A 24,697-nucleotide genomic window follows, 5' to 3' on the forward strand; every position below is an offset into this window, starting at 1 on the left:
TCCTCGGGTCAGGCCTCAGGCAGCGCGAGTCCGCCGTCGACGCGGGCCGCCAGGCCGTCGGCGACGAGCCCGTCGACGGCCCGCACCAGCCGGTCCCGGTCCGCGACGACGCGGACGAGCTCGTCCTCGGGGACCGGGCGGTGGGCGGCGCGCAGCTCGCGCATGACGAGCCCTCGGGCCTCGCGGTCGCTGCCGGCGAAACGGGCCTGCCGCGCGCGGCGTGGCCCGTCGTAGGCGGGGTAGCGCGCGGCGCGCCACGCGCAGTCCGGAGCGATCGGGCAGTCGTCGCAGCGCGGGGCCCGCGCGGTGCACACGGTGGCTCCGAGCTCCATGGCGCCGGCGTTGAACACCCGCGCCGCGGCGGGGTCGTCGGGCAGGAGCGCGTCCATCGCGTCGAGGTCGCGCCGGGTCGCCGGCGGTCCGGCCTCGGCGACGCCGTCGACGGCGCGGGCGATCACCCGGCGCGTGTTCGTGTCGACGACGGGGTGCCGCTCGCCGAAGGCGAAGGCCGCGATCGCACGCGCCGTGTACGGCCCGATGCCCTGCAGGGCGAGGAGCGCATCGAGCTCCCGCGGCACGTCGCCGCCGTGGCGCTCCACGATCTCGGTGGCGGCGCGGTGCAGCCACAGCGCGCGGCGCGGGTATCCGAGCCGATCCCACATGCGCACGGCCTCGGCCGGAGGTGCGGCTGCGAGGTCCGCGGGCGTCGGCCAGCGACGCATCCACTCCTCCCAGCGCGGCTGCACGCGCGCGACCTGGGTCTGCTGCAGCATGAACTCGCTGACGAGCACCGCCCACGGCGAGACGTCCGCGGCGCGCCAGGGCAGCGGCCGGGCGGCCGTGGCGAACCACCGGTTCACCGCCTCGGCGATCGCCTCGGTGGGCGCGTCGTCCGCGGGTCGGGCGAGGGTCGGCATCCGTCCAGCGTACGGCGGCCGGTCGGTCGACGCGGCCGAGGCGGGGGACGTACGCTCGGAGCATGCGCCTGGTCACCACGCCCCGGGTGGCGTTCCTCCGCGAGGTCGCCGACGAGTTCCTCGCCCGCACGGGCCGGGGGCGGGTGATCGTCGCGATCGACGGCCCGCTCCGGAGCGGCAAGACCGAGCTCGGCGACGACCTCGCCGACGTCCTGAGGGAGCGCGACCGCGCGGTGTTCCGGGCGAGCGCGGAGGACTTCCACCGATCGCGCGAGGCCCAGGCGGAGTACGGGCCGGACACGCCCGAGCGCTACTGGCGATTCGGCATCGACGAGTCGCTCCTGCAGCGCACGCTCGTCGAGCCGTTCCGCATGGCCGGGTCGACGGCGTTCGTCACACGCGGCTTCGATCTCGCGCGGGATGCCTGGGTCGAGCCGAAGTGGCGCAGCGGACCCGCCGACGCGATCCTCGTCCTCGACGGTCGCTTCCTGCTGCGCGAGCGCCTGCACGACGAGTGGGACGTCGCGATCGCGATCGACGGCCAGCCCGCGGACGCCGCGGACCGCATCGCCTACGCGTCGAGCGACCCGAGGGCGGTCGCGTCCATCGTCATCGACCTCGCCGACCCCGCGCATCCGCGCCGCGGTGCGGCGGGTGGCGCCGGCGACGGGGACGGCCCGGCCGACGAGGCGTGGGCGGAAGCGGCCGGCGCGCGGCCCGACGCCGACTGACGCGGGGCCTCGTCACCCGGCCTTCGACGGCGGTGGGGCGGATGCTCCGCCACCATCCGGCACGGACTGCGACGCGTCGCCGGGCGGTGCGGACGGTTCGGGCGTCGAGGACCGCCTCCGCCGCACGACGAGCCGGCCGACCAGCCCGCCCACGGCGACCACGACCGCGACGACGAGCGGCGGCACGACGAGCTCGGGAAGCGTCGACGCCGACCGGAACACGCCCACGGCGTACTCGATCATCTCGTCGGGGCGGCGCGCCAGGACCCGGCTGCCGGCGGCGTTCGAGACCGCCGTGATGAGCGCCGGGCCGATCCAGAGCACGGCGAGCGCGACGACGGCGGCGATGACGCGGCCGACGGTGCCGATCCCGCCCCACGCGATGGCGGCGCCGACGAGCACGGCGGGCAGCCACCGGAGCACGAACAGCACGGGTTCCGGGGCCGGCCCGCCGACCGCGGGATCGGGAAGGACGAGCCCGCCCAGCCAGGACGAGGACAGCACCGCGGCGACGGCGAGCCCGATGACGGCGCCGGCGCGCGGCGCGGCGCCGACGAGGATCATGACGGCGACGCCGATGAGGTTCGCGAGCACCGCGACGGCGACGAGCGCCGCGAGGTACAGGTCGGACTCGAACCGGTCCTCGAGTCCCCCGCGCACGACCATCGTGCTCTGCACGACGGCCGTGACCTGCACCGCGAGGAGCCCGACCAGCATCCAGGCGACGCCGGACCGACGCTGCCGCGACCGCGTCGCTCGCGCGGCGATGCCCGCGATCGCGGCGCCGACGATGAGCAACGCGGCGATGCGCGTCAGGAAGTACTGGCTGAACGGCAGCAGCGCGAGCGGGTACTCGTCGGGCTGGGCATCCGTCGCCCAGAGGTTCTGCAGCGGCAGCCGCATCCCGTCGAGGAGCCACGGCAGCAGGCCGACGGCCCCGGCCGCGGCGCCGATGAGCAGGCACAGCCACCAACGGAGCGGGCGGGGCGGGGCGGCGGCTGCCGCGCCCTCCTCCGGGTCGCGGGTCTCGCGCTCGGCCTCACGTGGTTCGGTGGCGGTGTCGTCGGGTTCCACGGCGGCTCGCTTCGCTCGGTCGTCCAGGTCGGGTGCAGTGGCACCCTAGCGGCGGCGCGGCGTCGACGCCTCAGTCCGCGCCGACCTCGTGCAGGACCGCGACGACGCGTTCGGCCGGCAGCGGCGCGCCCGCTTCCTCGACCTCGTGCACGAGCGCGGTCAGTGCGCGGTTCACGGGGGCGTCGATTCCGGCCGCCTCCGCCTCGCGGACGACCGCCCCGTTGAGGAAGTCCACCTCGGTCGGCTGCCCGCGCCGGAGGCTCTGCTGCGTCGAGCCGAGGTTCGGCACCGATCCCATCCGCACGCGCATCGACCACGGCAGCACCTGCGCGAGCCCGAGCGGCAGCCGCGCGAACGCGCGCAGGCGCCGATCGCCGAGCCCCTGCAGCGAGCCGAAGCGGATGCCGCGGACGATCCCGACGCGCACGCACTCGCGCATCGACGCCGCGACCACGCGCCGCAGCGCCGGGTCGTCCACCACGTCCTGCACGCTCCGACCGACGATCGCGGGGACCGCGTTCAGCATGTTGACGACGAGCTTGGTCCACTGCGCGCCGCGGAAGTTGGAGACCGCGACGACGGGCACGGCCGCGGAGATGAGCGACGCGACGCGCCGCACCTCGTCGTCGGGCGCACCGTCGCCCCGGCCGAGGTAGCTCGCCGCGGTCGTGGTGACCCGCACCGAACCGGGTTCGGTGTAGTTCGCCGCGATGATCGAGAGCATGCCCATGCACGTCGAGCGGGGGAGGAGCCGCTCGGCCGTCGCGACGCCGTCGAGGCCGTTCTGCACCACCACGACGGGCACCCCGTCGATCACGGCGCCGTTGGCGACGATCGCCGCCGCGGCATCCTGCGCCTTGGTGCACACGAGCACCAGGTCGGGCCGCGCGGTCAGGCGCTCGCCGGCCGCCGGATGCACGTGCGCGTCGCCGTACCCGCCCGACAGCCGGATGCCGCCCTCGCGGATCGCCTCGAGGCCCGCGCCGCGAGCCGTCACCTCCACGTCGTGTCCCGAACGCTCGAGCAGCGCGGCGAAGGTGCCGCCGAGCGCGCCCGCGCCGATGATGCCGATCCTCACCGGTCCAGCGTAGGGCGACCGACCGGTGCGGGCGGTCCGCGCTGTTAGCCTGTACGGCGTGAACAGCGGCATCCTCCTCGTCGACAAGCCGCAGGGGATGACCAGCCACGACGTCGTCGCCCGCGTCCGGCGCCTCGCCGGGACCCGCAAGGTCGGCCACGCCGGCACGCTCGACCCGATGGCCACCGGGCTGCTCCTGCTCGGGATCGAGACGTCGACGAGGCTCCTCCACCACCTCGTCGGACTCGACAAGGAGTACCTGGCGACCGTGCGCCTCGGCTGGGGCACGACGACCGACGACGCCGAGGGCGAGGCGCTGCCCGCGGCATCCGCCGAGGCCGTCGCCGCGATCGCGCGCGCGGCCGTCGAGGCCGGGATGGCGGAGCTCACCGGCACGATCGACCAGGTCCCGAGCGCCGTCAGCGCCGTCAAGGTCGACGGCAAGCGCGCCTACCAGCGCGTGCGCGACGGCGAGGCCGTCGAGCTCGCCGCCCGGACCGTGACCGTGTCGGCGTTCGAGCTGCTCGACGTGCGCGAGGGTGCCGGATGGCTCGACCTCGACGTGCGCGTCGCATGCTCGTCGGGCACCTACGTGCGCGCGCTCGCGCGAGACCTCGGCGCCGCGCTCGGCGTCGGCGGGCACCTCACCGCGCTCCGTCGAACGCGCATCGGCCGGTTCGACGTCGCCGAGGCCGGCTCGCTCGAGGGAATCGACGTCGCCGCGGCGCGACTCGCGCCGGCGGAGGCCGCCCGGCGCGTGCTCCCCGCCGTCGAGGTCGACGCCGACGCCGTGCGCGACCTGCGCCACGGCAAGCGCATCGCCGCGGGCGAGGCGGCCTCGGCCCTCCCCGGCGGCACGCCGATGGCCGCCGTCGGGCCGGGCGACGTGCTCGTCGCGATCGTCGAGCGCCGCGGACCGCAGCTCAAGGTCGTCACCGGGTTCCCCGCCGAGGAGGGCGCATGATCGAGTGGTTCGCCTACGCGCAGATCGCGGTGGCGGTCGTCGCCGGACTGCTGGGCATCGTGCTCGGCCTCGCCGGCCGGGTGCCGAACGACCTCGTCCTCGGATCGCTCGCGCTCGTCGAACTGCTGCTCATCGGCCAGGTCGTCACGGCGCTCGTCGCTCCCGCCGTCGGCAACCCGCCGACGGGCAGCCTGCTGGAGTTCTGGGTCTACCTCGTCAGCGCCGTGCTCCTGCCGCCCGCGGCGGCGCTCTGGGCCCTCATCGACCGGGGCCGCTGGGCGACCGTCGTGTGCGGCGTCGCGGCGCTCGCGGTCGCGGTCATGGTCTACCGCATGCTGCAGATCTGGACCGTGCAGCAGGCGTGAGGCTCGGTCTGGGAGAATCGAGAACGACATGAACGAGACATCCACCGCCCCTGCCGACGCGCGTCGCCGGGGGCGACTCAGCGGCATCGGCCGGGTGCTGGTCGCCGTCTACGGCGTGCTCGCGCTCGCGGCGACCGGGCGCTCGCTGGTGCAGATCATCGAGAAGTTCGACGAGGCGCCCGTCGCCTACGCGCTCTCCGCGCTCGCCGCCGTCGTCTACATCCTCGCGACGGTCGCACTCGTGATGCCCGGTCGCGCGTGGTACGGGGTCGCCTGGGCGACGATCGTGTTCGAGTTCACGGGCGTGATCGTGGTGGGGCTGCTCAGCGTCCTCCGGCCCGACCTGTTCCCGCACGACACGGTGTGGTCGTGGTTCGGTCGCGGGTACCTGTTCATCCCGCTCGTGCTGCCGCCGCTCGGCATGTGGTGGCTCGCGCGGCATCCGGTGCAGGATGCCGGGGCCGACGCCCGCGGCGACGCGCCGCGGACCGCGGTCGACGCCGAGGGGCGCGCGTGAGGACGTTCGCGGGGATCGAGTCGGTCCCCGCCCACTACGGTCCGTCCGCCGTGACGATCGGCAAGTTCGACGGCGTGCACCAGGGCCATCGCGCCGTGATCGCGAAGCTGCGCGAGATCGCCGAGTCGCGACACCTCGACACGGTCGCGATCACGTTCGACCGCCATCCGGCGGCCTTCCACGCACCCGACCGCTGTCCGCCGCAGCTCGTGAGCACGCGGCAGAAGCTCGAGCTGCTCGCGACGACCGGCCTCGACGCGACGGTACTGCTGCACTACGACGGCGCGCTCGCCTCGAACTCCGCCGAAGCGTTCGTGCGCCGATTCCTGGTCGACGCGCTCGATGCGCGGGTGCTGCTCGTCGGCCACGACTTCCGGTACGGCGCGGGCAACGAGGGCGACGTCGAGCTCCTCCGTCGCCAGGGCCTGGAGCACGGCTTCGACGTGGTCGTCGTCGAGGACGTGGTGCCCGAGGGCGGCCGCCGCGTGTCGTCGACCTGGATCCGCGAGCTGCTCGAGGCGGGCGACGTCGAGCACGCCGCCGAGCTGCTCGGCCACGTGCCGACCGTGAGCGGGATCGTGGTGCACGGCTTCAAGCGCGGTCGCGAGCTCGGCTATCCGACGGCCAACCTCGCGCTCGACTCCGAGGGGTTCGTCCCGGGCGACGGCGTCTACGCGGGCTGGCTCATCGACGGCGGGGTGCGGTATCCCGCCGCGATCTCGGTCGGCGACAATCCCACCTTCGAAGGGGTGCCCAAGAAGCAGGTCGAGGCCTACGTGCTCGATCGCGACCTCGACCTCTACGACCACGTGGTCGGCGTCGAGTTCGCCCACCGCATCCGCGGCATGGAGAAGTTCGACGGCATCGACGCGCTCGTCGTCCAGATGGGCCGCGACGTCGACACGGCACGCGAGCTCGTCGGCTGAGCCCGGTCGGCGCCGGGCCGCCGGGCCGCGGGACCGCTAGGGCCGCGGGGTCGGCCGATCGCGGTCGGTCGGCGGGTGCGGCGCCACGGTCCCGATGCCCGTGAGGAACCGCAGCATCCCGTTCGCCGTGTCGACGAGCGGAGTGCCGTGGCCGAACTCCCATGCGGCATCCGTCGCCCGGAGCGTGTGCCCCGCGATCACGGCCCGGATCTCGGTCGGCGCCGCTGCGGCGCGGCGCAGCGCGACGGCGCCCGAAGCCCGGGCCGAGAGGGGGAGGACGGTGCCGGCGGCGCCGCCGACGAGGAGAGCCGCGACGACGGCGTCGTCGAGTTCGACGATCGCCGTCGGGTGCTCGCGCGCCAGGATGCGGTCGGCGCGGGCGTCCAGCGCGTCGGCGGCGGCCGACGGGCCGTCGAGGCGGGGGAGTTCCTCGAGGCGGCGGGCCTCGCCGCCGCGGACGAGCCTGCCGGCCGCATCGAGCGCGCGCCGCGAACGGCTCCGGTCGAACCCGTTCGCGAGCTCGGCGGCGACCTCGTCGACGTGCCAGCCCGGACGCTCGGTCGGCGCCGTCCAGAGGGCGTCGCCGCCGTCGCGCAGCGCGGCGGCGAGCGCTCGCAGCACCTCGGCGGTCTCGGCGCGACGGTCCGCCGTCACCCCGGACTCGTCCACGTCGGTGCGTCGGCTGAGCGGCAGATAGCGCGAGAGGTCGGCCACGCGACCAGCCTAGACGCGGCCCGCGGGATCGGTTCGCCGACGCAGGCCGTCCGTCGCTCCCGGGCGCGGCGACGGACGGCCTGCGCCCGGCGCGACCGTCACCCGGCGACCGGCACCGGTGCGGTGGCCGGCCGTCCGGTCGACGGCCGGCCTGCGACGGGCGCCGGCGCGACCGGGCTCTCGGCGCGCCCGGCGGGCAGGAGCACGGCGAGCACGGCTGCGACGGCGAGCACGGCCGCGCCGGTCGCGACCGCGGGGATCGCGGCGTCGACGTACGCCGTCGGCGTGAGCGCGCCGCCGGCGCCCGTGAAGACCGCGGTGAGCGCCGCGACGCCGAGTGCGCCGCCGATCTCGCGGAGCGTGGAGTTCGTGCCGGAGGCCTTCGCGTGGTCGCGCTCGGGCATCCTGGCGAGCACCGCCGTCGCCATCGGCGCGAACACGAGGCCCATGCCGATGCCGGCGAGTGCGAACGCCGGGACGAGGGCCGGGTACGCGACGTCCTCGCTGAGGGTGGCGGCGATCCAGAACATCGCCGTCGCCTGCGCCGTGAGCCCGGCGACCATCAGGGCGCGCGTGCCGATGCGCGGGGCGAGCAGGCCGGCCAGGGGTGCGACGAACATGGGCGCCAGGGTCCACGGCATCGTCATCAGGCCCGCCTCGAGCGCGCTGCGCCCCTGGACGACCTGCAGGAACTGCACGAGCAGGAAGATCGCCCCGAAGACGCCGAAGCTGAAGGTGAACCCGACCGCGTTCGCGACGCTGAAGCTCCGGTCGCGGAAGAGCGACAGCGGCAGCACGGGCGCGTTCGCGCGCGCCTCCCACAGCAGGAAGGCGACGAGCAGCACCGCCCCGGTGACCAGGGGGAGCAGCACCTCGGCGCTGGTCCAGCCCGCTTCGTTGCCGCGGACGATGCCGAACACGAGGCCGAGCACGCCGACGCCCGCGAGGCCGACGCCGAGGACGTCGATCGGTCGGCGCTCGCCCCGCACGTCGTCGAGGACGAGGCGGGCGAGGAGGAACGCCACGATGCCGATCGGCACGTTGATCCAGAAGATGGCCTGCCAGTTCCAGCCCTCGATGACGGCGCCGCCGACGAGCGGCCCGAGTGCGACGCCGAGGCCGGAGACACCGCCCCAGATGCCGATCGCCAGCGGACGCCGGTGCGCCGGCACCGCGCCGGCGACGAGCGTGAGCGAGAGCGGCATGATCGCGGCGGCGCCGAGGCCCTGGAGGGCGCGGGCGCCGATGACCATCCACGGCTCGGTGCTGAGCGCCGTGAGCACGCTCGCGGCCGTGAAGACGGCGATGCCGGCGAGGAAGACGGTGCGGCGGCCGAGCCGGTCCCCAAGCGCTGCCGCGGGGAGGATGAACGTCGCGAAGGCGAGGGTGAAGGCGTTCAGGAACCACTGCAGCTCCTCGATACCGGCGCCGAGGTCGGCGGCCATGACCGGGAGGGCGTTGGTGATGACGAGGTTGTCGAGCGACGCCATGAACATCGGCAGGGACGTCGCGAGGAGGATGAGCCAGACGGGGGCCCGGCGTGGTGATGGCATCAGGAGCTCGTTTCGCTGGATTGAAGTAATCGAATGATTACAACCACGCAATGTAGTTATCGACTGATAACATGTCAAGCATGACGCCACGATCCGAGCGAATCCCGGCCGACGAGCGTCGCGAGCAGATCCTCGCGGCCGCCACGACCGTCTTCGGCGAGCTCGGATACGCGGGGGCGACGACCGACCGCGTGGCTCGGGCGGCCGGCATCAGCCAGCCCTACGTCGTCAGGCTCTTCGGCACCAAGGAGCAGCTCTTCATCGAGACGCTGCGCCGCACCCTCGCGCGGCTCCTCGCGGCCTTCCGCTCCGCGCTCGCCGAGGCGGACGCCGGGGCGGATGCGGGTGGCGACGGCGACGGAGAGGCCCGCGAGGCACGACTCGGCGAGGCCTACCTCGAGCTGGTCGAGGACCGCGGAACGCTGCTCACGCTGCTCCACGGCTTCATGATGGGCTCCGACCCCGTGATCGGGCCGGTCGCGCGGGACGGCTTCCTGCAGGTGTTCCGCATGCTCCGTGACGAGGCGGGGTTCACGCCGGATCAGATCCACCGGTTCCTGGCCGACGGGATGCTCATCAACACCCTGCTCGCCTCGGGCGTGGGCCTCGCGGCCAAGCGCGATCGCGATGCGGCCGAGTTCATGGACTGCACCTTCGGGGCCCACGTCGCCGAGGTGCTCGAGCGGGCGTCCGCCTGATGATCCGGCCGCTGCCCTCCCGGGCGGGCGGTGGGCGCGTGCCGAGACTCGGCTGATGGGTCCCGAGGCGACGAGGCCGCTCTGGCACGGTCGCACCCTCGCGCTGCTCGGGATCCTGCTCGTCGCGTTCAACCTGCGCACCGCGGTCGCGTCGCTCTCGCCGATCCTCGACCTCGTCGAGCGCGACATCCCGGTCTCGACGGCGTTCGTCGGCGTCATCGGCATGCTGCCGCCGCTCTGCTACGCGGTGTTCGGCATCGCGACGCCTGTCGTCACGCGCCGGTTCGGGCTCGAGCCGGTGCTCGTCGCGGCACTCGTCGCCCTCGTGCTCGGCAGTGTCGGGCGGGGGCTCGCGGGCTCTGCCTGGTGGCTGCTCGCGGCGAGCACCCTGACCTTCGCGGCGGTCGGGGTGGGCAACGTGCTGCTGCCGCCCCTCGTGAAGCGGTACTTCCCGGATCGCATCGGGCTCGTGACCTCCCTGTACGTGACGGCGCTCGCGGTGAGCACGTTCGTGCCGCCGCTCGTGGCCGTCCCGGTCGCGGACGCCGCGGGCTGGCGCGCCTCGTTCGAGATCTGGGCCGTCGTCGCGCTCGCGGCGATCGTGCCGTGGGTCGTGCTGCTGGTGCATCCGCGCCGATCGGCACCGGCGGCGCTGCCCGAGGAGGCCCGGCCGGCCCTGCTCCGCCACGCCTTCCGGTCGCCGCTCGCGTGGGCGATGGCGACGGTGTTCGCGGTCGCCGGGTTCAACGCCTACGCGGTGTTCGCGTGGCTGCCGGCGATGCTCGCGGACACCGCGGGGACGAGCCCGGCCGCGGCCGGCGCGCTGCTGGCGCTCTACGCCGCCATGGGCCTGCCCGTCTCGCTGGTGGTCCCGAGGCTGGCGACCAGGCCGGGCCGGGTCCGCGCCATGGTTGGCGTCGCGGCGGTCGCGATCGCCGCGGGATGGACCGGCCTGCTCGTCGCACCCGGCGTCGCCACCTGGCTGTGGGTCGCCCTCGCGGGCACGGGCCCGCTGCTCTTCCCGCTCTCGCTCGTGCTCGTGAACCTCCGCACCCGCACGCACGCCGGTTCGGTGGCGCTCAGCGGATTCGTGCAGTCCGTCGGGTACCTCGCCGTCGCGTTCGGGCCGGTCGTCGTGGGCCTGCTCCACTCGGGCACCGGTTCCTGGACCGCGCCGATGCTCGTGCTGCTCGCGACCGCCGTCCCGGCGCTCGCGGCCGGGCTGGTCGTCGCGCGTCCGCGGTTCCTCGAGGACGAGCAGGTCGGATGACGCGTGCGGCGGATGCCGCATCCGGGCGGGTGATTCGGTCGAGTGTGCTCATATGAGCAGACTTACACGCGAGTGTTGCCGATGCGCGATCGGCTGCCTACGCTGGACGTGGCGGAAGGAGACGAATGGACGAGACCGACGAACTCCTCTCGATCCGCGCGGCAGAGCTCTACTACGAGGAGAACAAGACGCAGGACGAGATCGGCCAGGCACTCCGGCTCACGCGCTGGAAGGTGGGCCGGCTGCTCGCCCAGGCGAAGCAGCAGGGCTTCATCCGCATCGAGATCCTGCATCCGCGCGCCCGGCGACTGCCGATCGAACGGCGACTCCGCGAGGAGCGCGGCCTCGAGGACGCGATCGTCGTCTCGTCGGCCGGCGTCGCGTCGCCCGACGAACTGCAGGCGCGCACCGCCCAGGCCGCGGCCGACTACCTCACGGCGCTCCGGCCCGTGCCGCGCACGCTCGGCGTCAGCTGGGGCCGCACCCTGTTCGAGATCTCCCAGCACCTCCGCAACGGCTGGGCGACCGGCGTCAACGTCGTCCAGATCAACGGCGGCGTGAGCCTGAACCGCCGCGCGGGCACCGCCGCGGCGACCGCGGTGGCCATCGCCCAGAAGGGCGGCGGCAGCGCCACCCTGCTTCCCAGCCCCGCGATCCTCGAGCACCTCGCGACGAAGGAGGCGATCGAGTCCGATCGCGTCGTCGCAGGCGTCATCGAGCTGGCACGGTCCGCCGACGCGTACCTGTTCAGCGCGGGCCCCGCCGATCACACCTCGGTCCACATCGAGAGCGGCTACCTCACCGAGGCCGACGTCGACCTGCTCGTCCAGAAGGGCGCCGTGGGCGACGTCGTCGGCCGCTACATCGACTCGGAGGGCAACATCGTCGACCCCGCACTCGATGCGCGGACCGTCGGACTCACGCTCGACGACGTCCGCGACGGGCGCCTCCGCATCGCCGTGATCGCCGGGCGGAGCAAGCACGCCGTCGCCGACGCGGTCGTGCGCTCCGGCCTCTGCTCCGTCCTCGTCACCGACGAGGCCACGGCACTCCACCTCCTCGACGGCTGATCCGGCCGCACCACGAAAGACAGGTCACCCACCATGTCCGGCACCTCCCTCGTCACCGCGCGCGAGCGCGCGCTCGCCGTCCTCGGCGGCGAGCCCGACGACGCCACGCTCCGCAGGTACCTCCACGGCATCGCGGGCGTCGACGCCGTCGGCCTCGAGCAGCGCGCCGCGGGCCTCGGCACGCGTTCCATCAAGACGTCCTCCAAGAAGTGGGCGCTCGACCGCATCATCTCCCTCGTCGACCTGACGACGCTCGAGGGCGCCGACACCCCCGGCAAGGTGCGCTCGCTCGTCGCCAAGGCGATGAACCCAGACCCGGCGGATGCCACGACGCCCCGCGTCGCGGCCGTCTGCGTCTACGGCGACATGGTGCCGTACGCGGTGGACGCCCTGGGCTCGGTCCACGGCGACCCCGACGACGGCCTCATCTCGGTCGCGGCCGTCGCGACCGCGTTCCCGTCCGGTCGCTCCTCGCTCGAGATCAAGCTGGCCGACACGGCCGAGGCCGTTGCGAACGGCGCCGACGAGATCGACATGGTCATCGACCGCGGCGCCTTCCTCGCGGGCCGCTACGGCCTCGTGTTCGACCAGATCGCCGCAGTGAAGGAGGCGTGCCGGCGCCCCGACGGCACGAGCGCGAGCCTCAAGGTGATCCTCGAGACCGGCGAGCTCGTCACGTACGACAACGTCCGCCGCGCATCGTGGCTGTCGATCCTCGCCGGCGGCGACTTCATCAAGACCTCGACCGGCAAGGTGCAGCCCGCCGCGACGCTGCCCGTCACCCTCCTCATGCTCGAGGTCGTGCGCGACTGGCACCTGATGACCGGCCAGCGCATCGGCGTCAAGCCCGCGGGCGGCATCCGCACCTCGAAGGACGCCATCAAGTACCTCGTGACGGTCGCCGAGACCGTGGGCGAGGAGTGGCTCCAGCCGCACCTGTTCCGGTTCGGCGCCTCCAGCCTGCTGAACGACGTGCTGCTGCAGCGCCAGAAGATGGCGACCGGCCACTACTCCGGCGCCGACTACGTGACGATCGACTGAGACGAGAGCACCGCATCATGAGCTTCCTCGAATACGCACCCGCCCCCGAGTCGCGGGCGATCCTCTCGCTCCGCGACGAGTACGGCCTCTTCATCGACGGCGAGTTCGTCGACGGTCGTGGCACCCCCTTCCAGTCCGTCTCCCCGGCGAGCGAGGAGCGGATCGCGACGATCGCGAACGCGAACGCGGCCGACGTCGACGACGCCGTCGCCGCGGCCCGCCGCGCGCACGATCGCGTGTGGTCTCGGATGACCGGTCGCGACCGCGGCAAGTACCTCTTCCGCATCGCGCGCCTCGTCCAGGAGCGCGCCCGCGAGCTCGCCGTCGCCGAGTCGCTCGACAACGGCAAGCCGATCAAGGAGTCGCGCGACGTCGACGTGCCGCTCGTGGCGGCGTGGTTCTTCTACTACGCGGGCTGGGCCGACAAGCTCGACTACGCCGGGCTCGGCGCCAACCCGAAGGCGCTCGGCGTGGCCGCCCAGGTCATCCCGTGGAACTTCCCGCTGCTCATGCTCGCGTGGAAGATCGCCCCGGCGCTCGCGGCCGGCAACACGGTGGTGCTGAAGCCCGCCGAGACGACGCCCCTCACGGCGCTCATCTTCGCCGAGATCGTGCAGCAGGCCGACCTGCCGCCGGGCGTCGTGAACATCATCACGGGCGCGGGCGACACCGGTGCGGCCCTCGTCGGCCACGACGGCGTCGACAAGGTCGCCTTCACCGGTTCGACGGCAGTGGGACGCGCGATCGCGAAGCAGGTCGCCGGCACCCACAAGAAGGTGACGCTCGAGCTCGGCGGCAAGGCCGCGAACATCGTGTTCGACGACGCGCCCATCGACCAGGCGATCGAGGGCATCGTCAACGGCATCTTCTTCAACCAGGGCCACGTGTGCTGCGCCGGGAGCCGACTGCTGGTGCAGGAGTCGATCCACGACGAGGTCGTCGAGCGACTGAAGCAGCGCCTGTCGACGCTGCGCCTGGGCGACCCGCTCGACAAGAACACCGACATCGGCGCGATCAACTCGCGCGAGCAGCTCGAGCGCATCCGCGAGCTCTCCGACGCGGGCGTGGCCGAGGGTGCGGAGCGCTGGAGCGCGCCGTGCGAGATCCCCGAGAACGGGTTCTGGTACGCGCCGACGATCTTCACGAACGTGCAGACCTCGAACCGGATCGCGCGCGAGGAGATCTTCGGGCCGGTGCTCTCGGTGCTCACGTTCCGCACGCCGCAGGAGGCCATCGCGAAGGCGAACAACACGCCGTACGGGCTCTCGGCGGGCATCTGGACCGACAAGGGCAGCCGCATCCTCGCGGTCGCCGACCAGCTGCGCGCCGGCGTGGTCTGGGCGAACACCTTCAACCGCTTCGACCCGTCGAGCCCGTTCGGCGGCTACAAGGAGTCGGGCTACGGCCGCGAGGGCGGACGGCACGGCCTCGGCGCGTACCTCTCGCCCGCATCGGTCACCTCGAGCGGTCGCACCGCGCCGCGCGCCGTCGAGGCCTCGAGCGCGGCATCCGGCGACGAGAAGCCGGCCCGCCGCACCCGCCGACCTGCCCGCCCCGCGAAGAAGGGAGCCGCGAAGTGAGCCGCCTCGCCGTGCCCAAGACCTACAAGCTGTTCATCGGCGGCGCGTTCCCGCGCAGCGAGTCCGGCCGCACCTACGAGGTGCGCGCGGCCGACGGCGGGTTCCTCGCCAACGCCGCGAAGGCCTCGCGCAAGGACGCCCGCGACGCCGTGGTCGCCGCGCGCGGCGCGGTCGCCGGCTGGGCCGGTGCGACCGCCTACAACCGCGGTCAGGTGCTCTACCGGATCGCCGAGCTCCTCGAGGGCCGTCGTGCCCAGTTCGTCGCGGAGATCGAGGAGGCCGAGGGGCTCACGCGCGCCCAGGCCGGTGCGCAGGTCGACGAGGCGATCGATCGCTGGGTCTGGTATGCCGGGTGGGCCGACAAGTTCGCGCAGGTCGCCGGCAACGCGAACCCGGTCGCCGGGCCGTACTTCAACATCTCGGTGCCCGAGCCCACCGGCGTCGTCGCGATCGTCGCGCCGCAGGACTCCTCGCTCGTCGGGCTCGTCTCCGCCGTCGCGCCCGCGCTCGTGGCCGGCAACGCGGTGATCGTGGTCGCGAGCGAGCGGTTCCCGCTCTCGGCGATCAGCCTCGCCGAGGTGCTCGCGACGAGCGACGTGCCGAAGGGCGTCGTCAACGTGCTGACGGGTTCGCCCGCCGAGATCGCGCCGTGGCTGGCGAGCCACTCCGACGTGAACGCGCTCGACCTCGTCGGCGCGGGCGAGCTCGACTGGGTCGACCTCGAGATCGCGGCGGCCGACACCCTGAAGCGCGTGCTGCGCCCCGAGCCCGGTCCGGATGCCGCGGCACCGGCGCTCGACCGCATCGCCGCCTTCACGGAGACGAAGACGGTCTGGCACACGAAGAGCCTGCGGTAGGCGAGAGCCCATGTCCGGGCGCGAGGGGGCTTCCGACGAGCGCGGGCGGCTGGTCGCCGACCCGTTCGACTATCGGGTGACCGGGCACGGCGCGGTGATCGTGCTGCGCGGCGGCCGCGCCGTGATGACCGTGGGCGGGCGCTCCGCCGCGAAGCTCGTGGCGGCGCTGCAACGTGCGGACGATTCACAGGCGCAGCACCTCCTCGCCCGGGCGAGCGGCAACTATCGTCGGGGGAACGAGCACGGCTGAGCCCGTGCGACGCCTGACGAGGGGAGGGCCGACGTGCGGGTCCTGGTGACGGGGGCGACCGGCTACATCGGCGGGCGCCTCGTACCGAGGCTCGTCGAGGCCGGACGCGAGGTCCGTGTCATCGTGCGCCGGCCCGAACGGCTGCGCGACGTCCCGTGGGCGGGCGACGTCGAGGTCGTCGCGGGCGACCTGACGGACGCGACGGCCGTCGAACGCGCGATGCGAGACGTCGAGGTCGTCTACTACCTCGTGCACTCCATGGGCGGTCGCGGGGACTTCGAGGACCTCGAGCTCTCGATCGCCCGCAACGTCGCCGAGCAGGCCGCCGGCAACGGGGTGCGACGGGTCGTGTACCTCGGCGGGCTGCATCCCGCGGCGGGACGCCTCTCCCGGCACCTGCGCTCGCGGGTGCGCGTCGGCGAGATCCTCCTCGCCTCGGGCGTGCCGACGATCGTCCTCCAGGCGGGCGTCGTCATCGGGTCCGGGTCGACGTCGTTCGAGATGATCCGGCACCTGACCGAGGTGCTCCCGTACATGCCGGCGCCCCGGTGGGTGCGGAACTTCATCCAGCCGATTGCGGTGCGCGACGTGCTGCACTACCTGATCCGCGCCGCGGAGGTCCCGCCCGAGGTCAATCGCGCGTTCGACATCGGCGGACCCGACGTGTTCCGCTACGGCCAGCTCATGAACGGCTACGCGGTCGAGGCCGGCCTGCGGCAGCGGCCGATCGCGGCGCTGCCCGTGCTCACGCCGTGGCTGGCCGGGCAGTGGGTGAACCTCGTCACCCCGATCCCGCGGCGCATCGCGGTGCCGATCATCGAGTCCCTCCAGTTCGACTGCGTCATGCGCGAGCACGATATCGACGACGTCATCCCGCCGCCCGCCGAGGGGCTGACGCCGTACCGCCGAGCGGTCCGGCTCGCGCTCGAGCGCGAGCAGTCGGGCGAGGTCGAGACGAGCTGGCGCAACGCCGAGGTCGCGGGCGCCCCGAGCGACCCGCTGCCGAGCGACCCCGACTGGGCGGGCCACACGGTCTACACCGACCACCGGGAGCGGGGCGCGGCCGCGCCCGTCGAGGCCCTGTGGGCCGTGATCGAGGGCGTCGGCGGCGAGAACGGGTGGTACTCGTTCCCGCTGGCGTGGGCGGTCCGGGGTTGGATCGACAAGCTGTTCGGCGGGGTGGGCCTCCGCCGCGGACGGCGGGATCCCGACACGCTGCATCCGGGCGACGCGGTCGACTTCTGGCGCGTCGAGCGCATCGAGCGCCCGCGGTTCCTGCGCCTCCGGGCGGAGATGCGCGTGCCGGGGCGTGCGTGGCTCGAGATGTCGGCCGAACCGGACGGCGCAGGCTCGCGGTACCGCCAGCGCGCCGTCTTCTTCCCGAAGGGGCTGGCGGGTCGCCTCTACTGGTGGGCGGTCGTCCCGTTCCACGGGATCGTGTTCGCCGGAATGGCGAATCGCATCACGGCCGAGGCGGAGGCCTCCGTCAGCCGGGAATCCGACGTCGCCGGAAGAAAGTAACGAAACGGTAACGGAGTTTGCTAGGGTGACCTGCACGGTCCCGTGCAAGGAGGCGCGGATCGTGGAAAGGCCCGATCAGTGCGTCACCTTCGAGACGCGGTCGACCCAGCGACCGCGGCCCCCGATCGACCCAGCGTCCAGCAGGTCGCCACCCCGGTTCCCCGACGGTCCGGCCGCGACGGCATCCGCGGGCTCGCGCGCCCGCCGAGGCCGCTCATCCGCATCCCGCTCGCCGTCGCCGGCATTCTCGCCATGGCCGCCACGCTCTGGGGCGCCTCCACGCCGACCGGCGTGTACGCGATCGACGTGTTCGGCGCCCTCCGCCAGCCCGGCGACGCCGCCGCCATCATCGGCCACCGCGGCGACCGCTCCCAGGCGCCCGAGAACACGATGCCCGCACTGGAGCTCGCGATGGACGGGCTCGCCTACGTCGAGACCGACGTGCGCCTCACCCGCGACGGCGTGCCCGTGCTCTTCCACGACACCGACCTCGAGCGGATCGCCGGACGCGACGCGCGCATCGAGGACCTCGACCTCGAACGACTCGAGCGGATCGATGCCGGGGCCTGGTACTCACCGGAGTGGGCAGGGGAGCCCATCCCGACCCTCGAGACCTTCCTCGCGGCGCTCGCGGAGCGCGAGGGCGCGCGCGCACTGGTCGAGCTCAAGGCCGACTGGACCCCGGAGGAGGTGCGGATCGTGCTCGACCTGGTCGAGCGCCACGGCCTGCGCGGCCGGGTGGTCCTGCAGAGCTTCAGCATCGAGACGCTGCAGTCCATCCAGCGGGTCGCCCCGACCACGCCGAGGATCATGCTCATCCGCGAGCTCCCCGCCGACCCGGTGCCGCTCGCCGAGCAGCTCGGCGTCATCGGGTTCGGCACCACTGCGGCATCCGTCACCGCGGCACCCGAGGCGATCGACGTCGCGCACGAGGCCGGCATCGCCGTGCTCTGCTACACGCTCAACAGCCAGGACCGCTGGGAGGAGGTCAGCGCGCTCGGCGTCGACGGGATCATCACCGACCAGCCGAGCGACCTCGACGCGTGGATCGCCTCGACCTCGCCGGGCACCTGACCGGGCGCGCAGCGCGCACGACCCGCCGTCAGCCGAGCACGACCACGTCGGCGCCGAGCCGCGCCGCGGCATCCGCGAACGTCGCGTGCATGCGCTCGGAGAACAGCACGAAGCGCACGAGGTCGGGCGCGGCGACCGCGGCGACCGCGGCGGCGACGGCGACCTCGGCCGCGTCGTCCGCCGGCCATCCGTAGACGCCCGCCGACACGGCGGGAAGGGCGACGGATGCCGCGCCGAGCTCGGCCGCGAGCCCGAGCGAGTTGCGGTACGCGTCCTCGAGGAGCGCCCGGCGCCGCACCGCCTCGGGGCCCTCGCCGGGCCACACCGGGCCGACGGTGTGCACGACCCAGCGCGCGGCGAGCCGGCCGGCGGTCGTCGCCACCGCGCTGCCCGTCGGCAGCCCGTCGGGCAGCGTCGTCTCGCGGAGCCGTCGGCACTCCGCGAGGATCTCGGGCCCGCCCGCACGGTGGATCGCCCCATCGACGCCCCCGCCGCCGAGCAGCGACGTGTTCGCCGCGTTCACGATCGCGTCGACGCGCTCGCGCGTGAGGTCGCCGGTGACGAGCTCGATGCGCGGCATCCGCTCGTCAGCCCCGGTTGTTGGAGAGCTCGAAGATGCGCACGAGCTCGGCCACCGCCTCCTCGCGCTGGTCGCCGCCCTGCTCGTACATGTGCGAGACGTGGGTGCGCAGGTGGTTCTCGACGAGCAGCTTGTTCAGCGACCCGAGGGACTTCTGGACCGCGAGCGACAGCGTGATGATGTCGATGCAGTAGTCGTCGTTCTCGATCATCTTCTCGATGCCGCGGAGCTGGCCCTCGATGATCTTCGTGCGGTGCAGCGCGCGCTTCTTGATGTCCTCGATCACCCCGTCAGGATACGCCCGCGCGCGATACCCGGGGCCGTATCCGATATCGCGGGCCGCGAACGCGCGATGCCGGTCGCGTCGGCGCGCGGCGACGGATGACGCGGGGGCACCCGGTTCGCTAGCGTGAGCGCATGACCACCCCGCGTCCGTTCCGGCGACGCCCGCTCCTGGTCGCGGCCGGCGCGCTGGCCGCGTTCGTGCTGGGCATCGGGCCCGCGACGGCGGCCTCCGCGGCGCCCGCCCCGGCGGTCGATGCGTCGGTGCGGTCCGTCGCCGAACCGGTTGCTGCGGTCCGGGCCGATGTCGACGACTTCGTGTTCGCGAGCTTCGACGCGGTCTACGAGCTCGGCCGCGACGACGACGGGCGCTCCACCCTCAGGACGACCGAGACGCTCGTCGCCGTCTTCCCCGAGTACGACCAGAACCGCGGCATCCGTCGCGCGATCCCGCGCACCTACGACGGGCACCCGACCGACGTCCGCGTGCGCTCGGTGTTCGACCAGGACGGCGCCCCGCGGTCGTTCGAGACCGAGCGCAGCGAGGACGGCGCGTTCGAGCTCGTCACGATCGCCGCGGACGACTTCGTGCACGGCGAGCAGACCTACGTGATCACCTACGACCAGCGCAACGTCACGTTCGACCCCGACGACCTCGACGTGCAGGAGTTCTACTGGGACGTCAACGGCACCGGGTGGCGCCAGCCGTTCGGCGTCGTCCGGGCCGAGGTGCGCCTCGATCCCGACCTCGTCGACGCCCTCTCCGGCGACGCGGCGTGCTACAGCGGCTACGAGGGCTCCAGCACCCCGTGCGCGAGCCTCGAGGTGCGGCCCGAGGGCGAGCCCGTCGTCCTCGCGCGGGCTGACCTGCTCGGCCCGTACCAGAACCTGACCGTCGCGATCGGCTTCGTGCCCGGGACCTTCGAACCGCGGGACGACCGCTTCACCTCCTCGCCCGCGGCCATGACCTCGCTCGTCGGTGCGCTCCTCGCCGTCGCCGTCGCGGTCATCGCGGGCGTCACGCGCGCCACGCGGTGGCGCGACCACCCCGGCCGCGGCATCATCATCGCCGAGTACGAGCCGCCCGAGCGGCTCACGCTCATGGAGGCCGCCGACCTCGTCCGCGCCGCCTCGAAGGGCATCACGGCCACGCTGCTCGCCGAGGCCGTCGACCGTCGGGTGCGGGTGATCGAGACGGGCTCCCGGAAGTACTCGGTCCAGCTCGCGGCCCCGATCGAGGGTGCCGACCGCGACGCGTCGAGCGTGCTGCGGGCGCTGTTCGGGCCGATGGCGCCGATCGGGTCGCGCCGCGACCTGCGGTCGAGGGACGCCTCGCTCGGCACCAAGCTCGCGCGGCTGCGGACCTCCGTGCACTCCCGGGTCGAGCGCGAGGGCCTGCGTCGCAAGCCCGATCGGGGCCTGCGCGGGCTGTTCTCGCTGCTCGCGATCGGCGCGGCGGTGCTCGCGGCCGTCTTCGGGTTCATCGCCCTCGACGAGCGGATGGGCGGCGGCTGGCCCTGGCTGACGATCCTCGTCGCGGGTGCGGCGGTGTTCGTCACCTTCGGCATCGTCGGCGTCGTGCGCCCCCTGACGGAGCGTGGACGCGCCGCACGCGACCACCTCGAGGGCCTGCGGGAGTACATCCGGCTCGCCGAGGCGGATCGCCTCCGCGTGCTGCAGTCCCCGAGCGGTGCGGAGCGCGCACCGGTGCCCGCGCCCGACCTCCCGCCGCCGCCTCCGGGCGCGTTGCCGACCGGGCGGCCCGCGCCGGTCGGGAGTCGGCCGATCCGCGCGGACGGGACGCCCGACCCCGAGGCGGTGCTGCGCCTCAACGAGCGCCTCCTGCCGTACTCCGTGCTCTTCGGGATGGAGCGCGAGTGGAGCCAGGTCCTCGCCGCGCTCTACGCGCAGCAGGAACGCGAGCCCGACTGGTACTCGGGGCGGAGCGGGTTCCACGCGGGATACTTCGCCGCGAGCGTGAGCTCGTTCAGCAGCGTGTCGAGCACGAGCTGGTCGGGTTCGTCGTCGAGCTCGTCGTCGGGCGGCTCGAGCGGTGGCGGCTCCTCCGGCGGCGGCGGAGGCGGAGGAGGAGGCGGCGGCGTCTGACCCGCCGGCTCACTCCTCGTCGTCAGCGGGAGCGCGCTCGTCGGGCAGCACGACGCGACGCTCCTCGTCGATGCCGACCACGTCGTCCGAGTCCTCGCCGATCGGCCGCTCGTCGTCGTCCTCGTCGGGTTCGGGCTCGGGCGGGATCTCGCCGTCCTGCGCGACCTGGAACTCGTGATCGTCGGCGATGCCTCCGCCGACCCCCGTCGACTCGTCCATGGCACGAGCGTAGCCCCGCCGGCGACCCTCCGACAGGGCCGAGGTCCCGTTGCGCCGGTCGCCCCGATCGCGCGCATTCGCGCCGATCGCGCCACGGCGCGTAGAATGACCGAGGCGCTCGACGGATCCCTTCACGGACCGACGGCTGGGGGAACTCGCTCCGCCATGCTCGGCCCTTCCGGATCCGGCGCACCGCGACGGCCTCGACGTCCGATCCCGTCAGCCGGTGCCGACCACCCGCCCGTGGTCCCGAGCGCCGGATCGCATCGGGCCCAGACAGGGGAGGACCATTGGCCCAGACGAGGCAGCGGCAACGCACGCGTTCGCGTGACGACGACGCGCCCATCATCCCGATCCTCGCGCGCAAGGTCCGCGAGGTCGAGCAGAAGGCCCAGAAGAACAAGCTGGGCCCCACCAACCGCACCAAGTTCCAGGTCATCGCGCTGCTCATGCGCGAGGAGCGCGCGCGGGTGAAGGCCGACGCCGACCTCGCCGACGGCGCCCGTTCCGAGCTGCTCAAGCGGCTCGACGGCATCGCGCAGATCCTCGCGAAGACCGCGGCCCGCGACACGAGCCTCATCTCGCTGCTCGAACCGGATGCGTCGATCTCGACGGTCGCGCAGCGGTTCCGTCGCGACTGGCTGCTCGAGTCGGGCGCCGAGCTCAGCGATGACGAGCTCATCATCGTCCGCGAGCCCGCCCCGGTGCCCGAGGTCGCGGTGAACCAGGTCGTCCCGCCGTCGGTGAAGGCCCGGCAGCTCGCGAACCCGTTCCTGCCGCCGGACTTCAGCCGCGGCGACCACCACGTCGTTCCCGTCCGCAGGCTCGCGAACTGGGAACTGCTCGGTCCGCTCTTCAAGTCGTTCGAGTCGGGCTCGGGCGGCCAGGCCGCGTCGATGGACCTGCCCGAGGCGCCCGCCGTCGACCGGCTCGCGCCGCGCGGGCTCGAGCTCATGCCGCATCAGGCGCGCTTCATCGAGTCGGCGCGCGACGGCCATCGCACGTTCCTGCTCGCGGACGAGCCGGGTCTCGGCAAGACCGCCCAGTCCGTGCTCGCGGCATCCGTGGCCGACGCCTACCCGCTGCTCGCGGTCGTCCCGAACGTGGTCAAGATGAACTGGGCGCGCGAGGTCGAGCAGTGGACGCCGCATCGCCGCGCCACCGTCATCCACGGCGACGGCGACACGGTCGACGCGTTCGCCGACGTCGTCGTCGTGAACTACGACATCCTCGACCGGCACATGACCTGGCTGTCCACGATGGGCTTCCGCGGCATGGTCGTCGACGAGGCGCACTTCATCAAGAACCTGCAGTCGCAGCGCTCGCGGAACGTGCTGGCGCTCGCGGAGCGCATCCGCGCGAACACGCCGGGCGGCGACCCGCTGCTGCTCGCGCTGACCGGCACGCCGCTCATCAACGACGTCGACGACTTCCGCGCGATCTGGCAGTTCCTCGGCTGGATCGCCGGCGACAGGCCGTCGCCCGAGCTCCTGGGCAAGCTCGAGGAGACCGGGCTGACGCCGGCCGAGCCCGGGTTCTACGCCGAGGCGCGCCGCACGGTCATCGACCTCGGCATCGTGCGACGCCGCAAGGTCGACGTGGCCGCCGACCTTCCCGACAAGCGCATCGCCGACCTCCACGTGGAGCTCGACGACGAACTCGGCCGCTCGATCCGCGCCGCCGAGCGCGAGCTCGGCAACCGGCTCGCCAGTCGCTTCCGCGCGCTCGTCGAGTCCAGGAAGCTCCGCGTCGGCGACCTCGACGAGCTCGAGCGCGACCAGTACATCCGGGCGGTGGCGCTGTCCGAGCTCGAGGAGTCGAAGTCGTCGAAGTCCGGCGAGAACGTCTTCACCATGGTCCGCCGCATCGGCCAGGCGAAGGCGGGCCTCGCGGCCGACTACGCCGCACAGCTCGCCCGCTCGGCGGGCAAGGTCGTCTTCTTCGCCAAGCACATCGACGTCATGGACCAGGCCGAGGCCGCGTTCGCGGCGCGGGAGCTCCGCACGGTGTCCATCCGCGGCGACCAGACCGCCGTCGCGCGCCAGCAGGCGATCGACGCGTTCAACACCGAGGCCGACGTCTCGATCGCGGTGTGCTCGCTCACGGCCGCCGGCGTCGGCGTGAACCTGCAGTCGGCCTCGAACGTCGTGCTCGCCGAGCTCAGCTGGACCGCGGCCGAGCAGACGCAGGCCATCGACCGCGTGCACCGCATCGGCCAGGACGAGCCCGTGACGGCGTGGCGCATCATCGCGGCGCACACGGTCGACGCGCGCATCGCCGAGCTCATCGACCAGAAGCAGGGCCTCGCGCTCCGTGCGCTCGACGGCAGCGACGTCGAGCCGGGCTCGGCCGACTCGGTGCAGCTGGACGCGCTGCAGCACCTGCTGCGGCAGGCGTTGGACGGCGCACTGTAGCGCCGGCGCGCGGCATCCGCCGTCGTCTCGCCCGCCTCGACGGAGGGTCACGACGCGACCGGATGCCGCGTGCCCCGCTAGACTCCCCACGTTCGCGCCTCGACGATGCGGCACCCCCGCGAACGTCCACCTCACGAGGAGTCAACCAGGCATGAAGATCGGCATTCTGACGAGCGGCGGCGACTGTCCGGGACTGAACGCGGTCATCCGCGGTTCCGTGCTCAAGGGCGTCATCTCGCACGAAGCGGAGTTCGTCGGGTTCCGCTGGGGCTGGCGCGGCGTCGTCGAGCGCGACATCATGCCCATCACGCGCCACGACGTGCGCGGGCTCTCGAAGCAGGGCGGCACGATCCTCGGCTCGAGCCGCACCAACCCGTTCGAGGGCGAGCAGGGAGGGCCCGAGAACATCGGACGCATGCTCGACGAGGAGGGCATCGACGCCATCATCGCGATCGGCGGCGAGGGCACGCTCACCGCGGCGCGCCGGCTGTACGACGAGGGCGGGATCCCCGTGATCGGCGTCCCCAAGACCATCGACAACGACCTCGCCGCGACCGACTACTCGTTCGGCTTCGACACGGCCGTCGAGATCGCGACCGAGGCCATCGACCGCCTCCGGACCACCGCCGAGTCGCACAACCGCGCGATCGTGCTCGAGGTCATGGGCCGCCACGTGGGCTGGATCGCGCTGCACTCGGGCATGGCGGGCGGCGCCCACGCGATCCTCATCCCCGAGCAGCCGATGGGCATCGAGGAGATCTGCGGGTACGTGGAGTCGGGGGGGGGCCGCGGGCGGGCCCCCCGCAACGGGGGGGCGGGCGGGGTGGTAGCAGACAACAAAGAAGGGTGGCACACCCCCCCACCCCCCACCCCCGAAAAAACCCCCCCGGACCGGG

General features: G+C 73.4%; 25 protein-coding genes. 17 read left to right on the top strand and 8 right to left on the bottom strand.

Translation table 11 applies throughout. The annotated features are described in order from the left end of the window. Nucleotides 1-8 precede the first annotated feature (8 nt). Nucleotides 9-917, bottom strand: coding sequence for an A/G-specific adenine glycosylase (locus ACFVHK_RS04995; protein WP_376927873.1), 909 nt, complete (start codon nucleotides 915-917; stop codon nucleotides 9-11). Between the two features lie 62 nt (nucleotides 918-979). On the opposite strand from ACFVHK_RS04995, the gene ACFVHK_RS05000 reads away from it, so the two are divergent. Continuing rightward, a complete protein-coding gene (locus ACFVHK_RS05000) occupies nucleotides 980-1,648 on the top strand; it encodes a hypothetical protein (protein ID WP_376927874.1) in 669 nt (222 codons plus the stop codon). 12 nt (nucleotides 1,649-1,660) lie between these two features. Here ACFVHK_RS05000 and ACFVHK_RS05005 read toward each other — a convergent pair whose 3' ends face one another. After that, nucleotides 1,661-2,722: a hypothetical protein gene (locus tag ACFVHK_RS05005; RefSeq protein ID WP_376927875.1), complete on the bottom strand. Its 1,062-nt coding sequence runs from the start codon at nucleotides 2,720-2,722 to the stop codon at nucleotides 1,661-1,663. Between the two features lie 70 nt (nucleotides 2,723-2,792). Beyond that, nucleotides 2,793-3,800: a ketopantoate reductase family protein gene (locus tag ACFVHK_RS05010; RefSeq protein ID WP_376927876.1), complete on the bottom strand. Its 1,008-nt coding sequence runs from the start codon at nucleotides 3,798-3,800 to the stop codon at nucleotides 2,793-2,795. Nucleotides 3,801-3,849: 49 nt separating this feature from the next. Here ACFVHK_RS05010 and truB point away from each other — a divergent pair, with 49 nt between their 5' ends. From truB to ACFVHK_RS05030, 4 genes are read left to right on the top strand one after another with little or no spacing between them, the layout of a single operon-like run. Continuing rightward, the gene (truB, locus tag ACFVHK_RS05015) at nucleotides 3,850-4,764 is read left to right on the top strand and encodes a tRNA pseudouridine(55) synthase TruB (RefSeq protein ID WP_449224249.1); all 915 of its coding nucleotides are present in this window, start codon (nucleotides 3,850-3,852) and stop codon (nucleotides 4,762-4,764) included. After that, nucleotides 4,761-5,129, top strand: coding sequence for a hypothetical protein (locus ACFVHK_RS05020; RefSeq protein WP_129235823.1), 369 nt, complete (start codon nucleotides 4,761-4,763; stop codon nucleotides 5,127-5,129). Before truB ends, ACFVHK_RS05020 begins: the two co-directional genes overlap by 4 nt. Before the next feature lie 28 nt (nucleotides 5,130-5,157). Beyond that, on the top strand, nucleotides 5,158-5,646 hold the full coding sequence (locus ACFVHK_RS05025) for a hypothetical protein (protein WP_376927878.1): 489 nt from the start codon (nucleotides 5,158-5,160) through the stop codon (nucleotides 5,644-5,646). Then, nucleotides 5,643-6,572 carry a bifunctional riboflavin kinase/FAD synthetase gene (locus ACFVHK_RS05030; protein WP_376927879.1) on the top strand — a complete coding sequence of 310 codons (930 nt, stop codon included), beginning with the start codon at nucleotides 5,643-5,645 and terminating at the stop codon, nucleotides 6,570-6,572. Before ACFVHK_RS05025 ends, ACFVHK_RS05030 begins: the two co-directional genes overlap by 4 nt. 36 nt (nucleotides 6,573-6,608) lie before the next feature. On the opposite strand, the gene ACFVHK_RS05035 is transcribed toward ACFVHK_RS05030, so the two are convergent. Beyond that, on the bottom strand, nucleotides 6,609-7,286 hold the full coding sequence (locus ACFVHK_RS05035; protein WP_376927880.1) for a hypothetical protein: 678 nt from the start codon (nucleotides 7,284-7,286) through the stop codon (nucleotides 6,609-6,611). A 98-nt stretch (nucleotides 7,287-7,384) separates the two neighbouring features. Then, complete coding sequence (locus tag ACFVHK_RS05040; RefSeq protein ID WP_376927881.1) at nucleotides 7,385-8,839, bottom strand: DHA2 family efflux MFS transporter permease subunit; 1,455 nt, start codon at nucleotides 8,837-8,839, stop codon at nucleotides 7,385-7,387. Nucleotides 8,840-8,919: 80 nt separating this feature from the next. On the opposite strand from ACFVHK_RS05040, the gene ACFVHK_RS05045 reads away from it, so the two are divergent. From ACFVHK_RS05045 to ACFVHK_RS05085, 9 genes are all read left to right on the top strand, one after another. Continuing rightward, entirely contained in the window at nucleotides 8,920-9,537 is a 618-nt protein-coding gene (locus ACFVHK_RS05045; protein WP_376927882.1) for a TetR/AcrR family transcriptional regulator, read from the top strand. A 55-nt stretch (nucleotides 9,538-9,592) separates the two neighbouring features. After that, entirely contained in the window at nucleotides 9,593-10,807 is a 1,215-nt protein-coding gene (locus ACFVHK_RS05050) for an MFS transporter (protein ID WP_376927883.1), read from the top strand. Between the two features lie 125 nt (nucleotides 10,808-10,932). Next, nucleotides 10,933-11,877 carry a sugar-binding transcriptional regulator gene (locus tag ACFVHK_RS05055; RefSeq protein WP_129233973.1) on the top strand — a complete coding sequence of 315 codons (945 nt, stop codon included), beginning with the start codon at nucleotides 10,933-10,935 and terminating at the stop codon, nucleotides 11,875-11,877. A gap of 33 nt (nucleotides 11,878-11,910) precedes the next feature. Beyond that, complete coding sequence (deoC, locus tag ACFVHK_RS05060; RefSeq protein ID WP_376927884.1) at nucleotides 11,911-12,918, top strand: deoxyribose-phosphate aldolase; 1,008 nt, start codon at nucleotides 11,911-11,913, stop codon at nucleotides 12,916-12,918. 17 nt (nucleotides 12,919-12,935) lie between these two features. Beyond that, a complete protein-coding gene (locus ACFVHK_RS05065) occupies nucleotides 12,936-14,498 on the top strand; it encodes an aldehyde dehydrogenase family protein (RefSeq protein ID WP_376927885.1) in 1,563 nt (520 codons plus the stop codon). Beyond that, nucleotides 14,495-15,355, top strand: a complete 861-nt coding sequence (locus ACFVHK_RS05070; protein ID WP_376927886.1) for an aldehyde dehydrogenase family protein — start codon at nucleotides 14,495-14,497, stop codon at nucleotides 15,353-15,355. The genes ACFVHK_RS05065 and ACFVHK_RS05070 overlap by 4 nt, the downstream gene beginning before the upstream one ends. Nucleotides 15,356-15,365: 10 nt before the next feature. After that, nucleotides 15,366-15,605: a hypothetical protein gene (locus ACFVHK_RS05075; protein WP_155841279.1), complete on the top strand. Its 240-nt coding sequence runs from the start codon at nucleotides 15,366-15,368 to the stop codon at nucleotides 15,603-15,605. A 33-nt stretch (nucleotides 15,606-15,638) separates the two neighbouring features. Then, nucleotides 15,639-17,126, top strand: a complete 1,488-nt coding sequence (locus ACFVHK_RS05080) for an SDR family oxidoreductase (protein WP_376927887.1) — start codon at nucleotides 15,639-15,641, stop codon at nucleotides 17,124-17,126. A gap of 78 nt (nucleotides 17,127-17,204) precedes the next feature. Beyond that, nucleotides 17,205-18,200, top strand: a complete 996-nt coding sequence (locus tag ACFVHK_RS05085; protein WP_376927888.1) for a glycerophosphodiester phosphodiesterase — start codon at nucleotides 17,205-17,207, stop codon at nucleotides 18,198-18,200. 28 nt (nucleotides 18,201-18,228) lie between these two features. Here the strand turns inward: ACFVHK_RS05085 and ACFVHK_RS05090 are convergent, their stop codons facing one another. Continuing rightward, a complete protein-coding gene (locus ACFVHK_RS05090) occupies nucleotides 18,229-18,780 on the bottom strand; it encodes an O-acetyl-ADP-ribose deacetylase (protein WP_376927889.1) in 552 nt (183 codons plus the stop codon). Between the two features lie 7 nt (nucleotides 18,781-18,787). Next, the gene (locus ACFVHK_RS05095; RefSeq protein WP_129236061.1) at nucleotides 18,788-19,066 is read right to left on the bottom strand and encodes a metal-sensitive transcriptional regulator; all 279 of its coding nucleotides are present in this window, start codon (nucleotides 19,064-19,066) and stop codon (nucleotides 18,788-18,790) included. A gap of 131 nt (nucleotides 19,067-19,197) precedes the next feature. Between ACFVHK_RS05095 and ACFVHK_RS05100 the strand changes: the two genes are divergently transcribed. Beyond that, nucleotides 19,198-21,168 (top strand): DUF2207 family protein, encoded by a 1,971-nt coding sequence (locus ACFVHK_RS05100; protein WP_376927890.1) that lies wholly within the window; start codon nucleotides 19,198-19,200, stop codon nucleotides 21,166-21,168. Between the two features lie 9 nt (nucleotides 21,169-21,177). Here ACFVHK_RS05100 and ACFVHK_RS05105 read toward each other — a convergent pair whose 3' ends face one another. Further along, nucleotides 21,178-21,387, bottom strand: coding sequence for a hypothetical protein (locus ACFVHK_RS05105; RefSeq protein ID WP_376927891.1), 210 nt, complete (start codon nucleotides 21,385-21,387; stop codon nucleotides 21,178-21,180). 290 nt (nucleotides 21,388-21,677) lie between these two features. On the opposite strand from ACFVHK_RS05105, the gene ACFVHK_RS05110 reads away from it, so the two are divergent. Together ACFVHK_RS05110 and ACFVHK_RS05115 are read left to right on the top strand one after the other, a co-directional pair. Further along, nucleotides 21,678-23,801, top strand: a complete 2,124-nt coding sequence (locus ACFVHK_RS05110) for a DEAD/DEAH box helicase (RefSeq protein WP_376927892.1) — start codon at nucleotides 21,678-21,680, stop codon at nucleotides 23,799-23,801. A gap of 151 nt (nucleotides 23,802-23,952) precedes the next feature. Next, nucleotides 23,953-24,697 (top strand): ATP-dependent 6-phosphofructokinase (locus ACFVHK_RS05115; RefSeq protein WP_376927893.1); only part of this gene is annotated, 745 nt, incomplete at its 3' end.

Source organism: Agromyces binzhouensis, from assembly GCF_042672355.1.
Lineage (GTDB): Bacteria > Actinomycetota > Actinomycetes > Actinomycetales > Microbacteriaceae > Agromyces > Agromyces binzhouensis.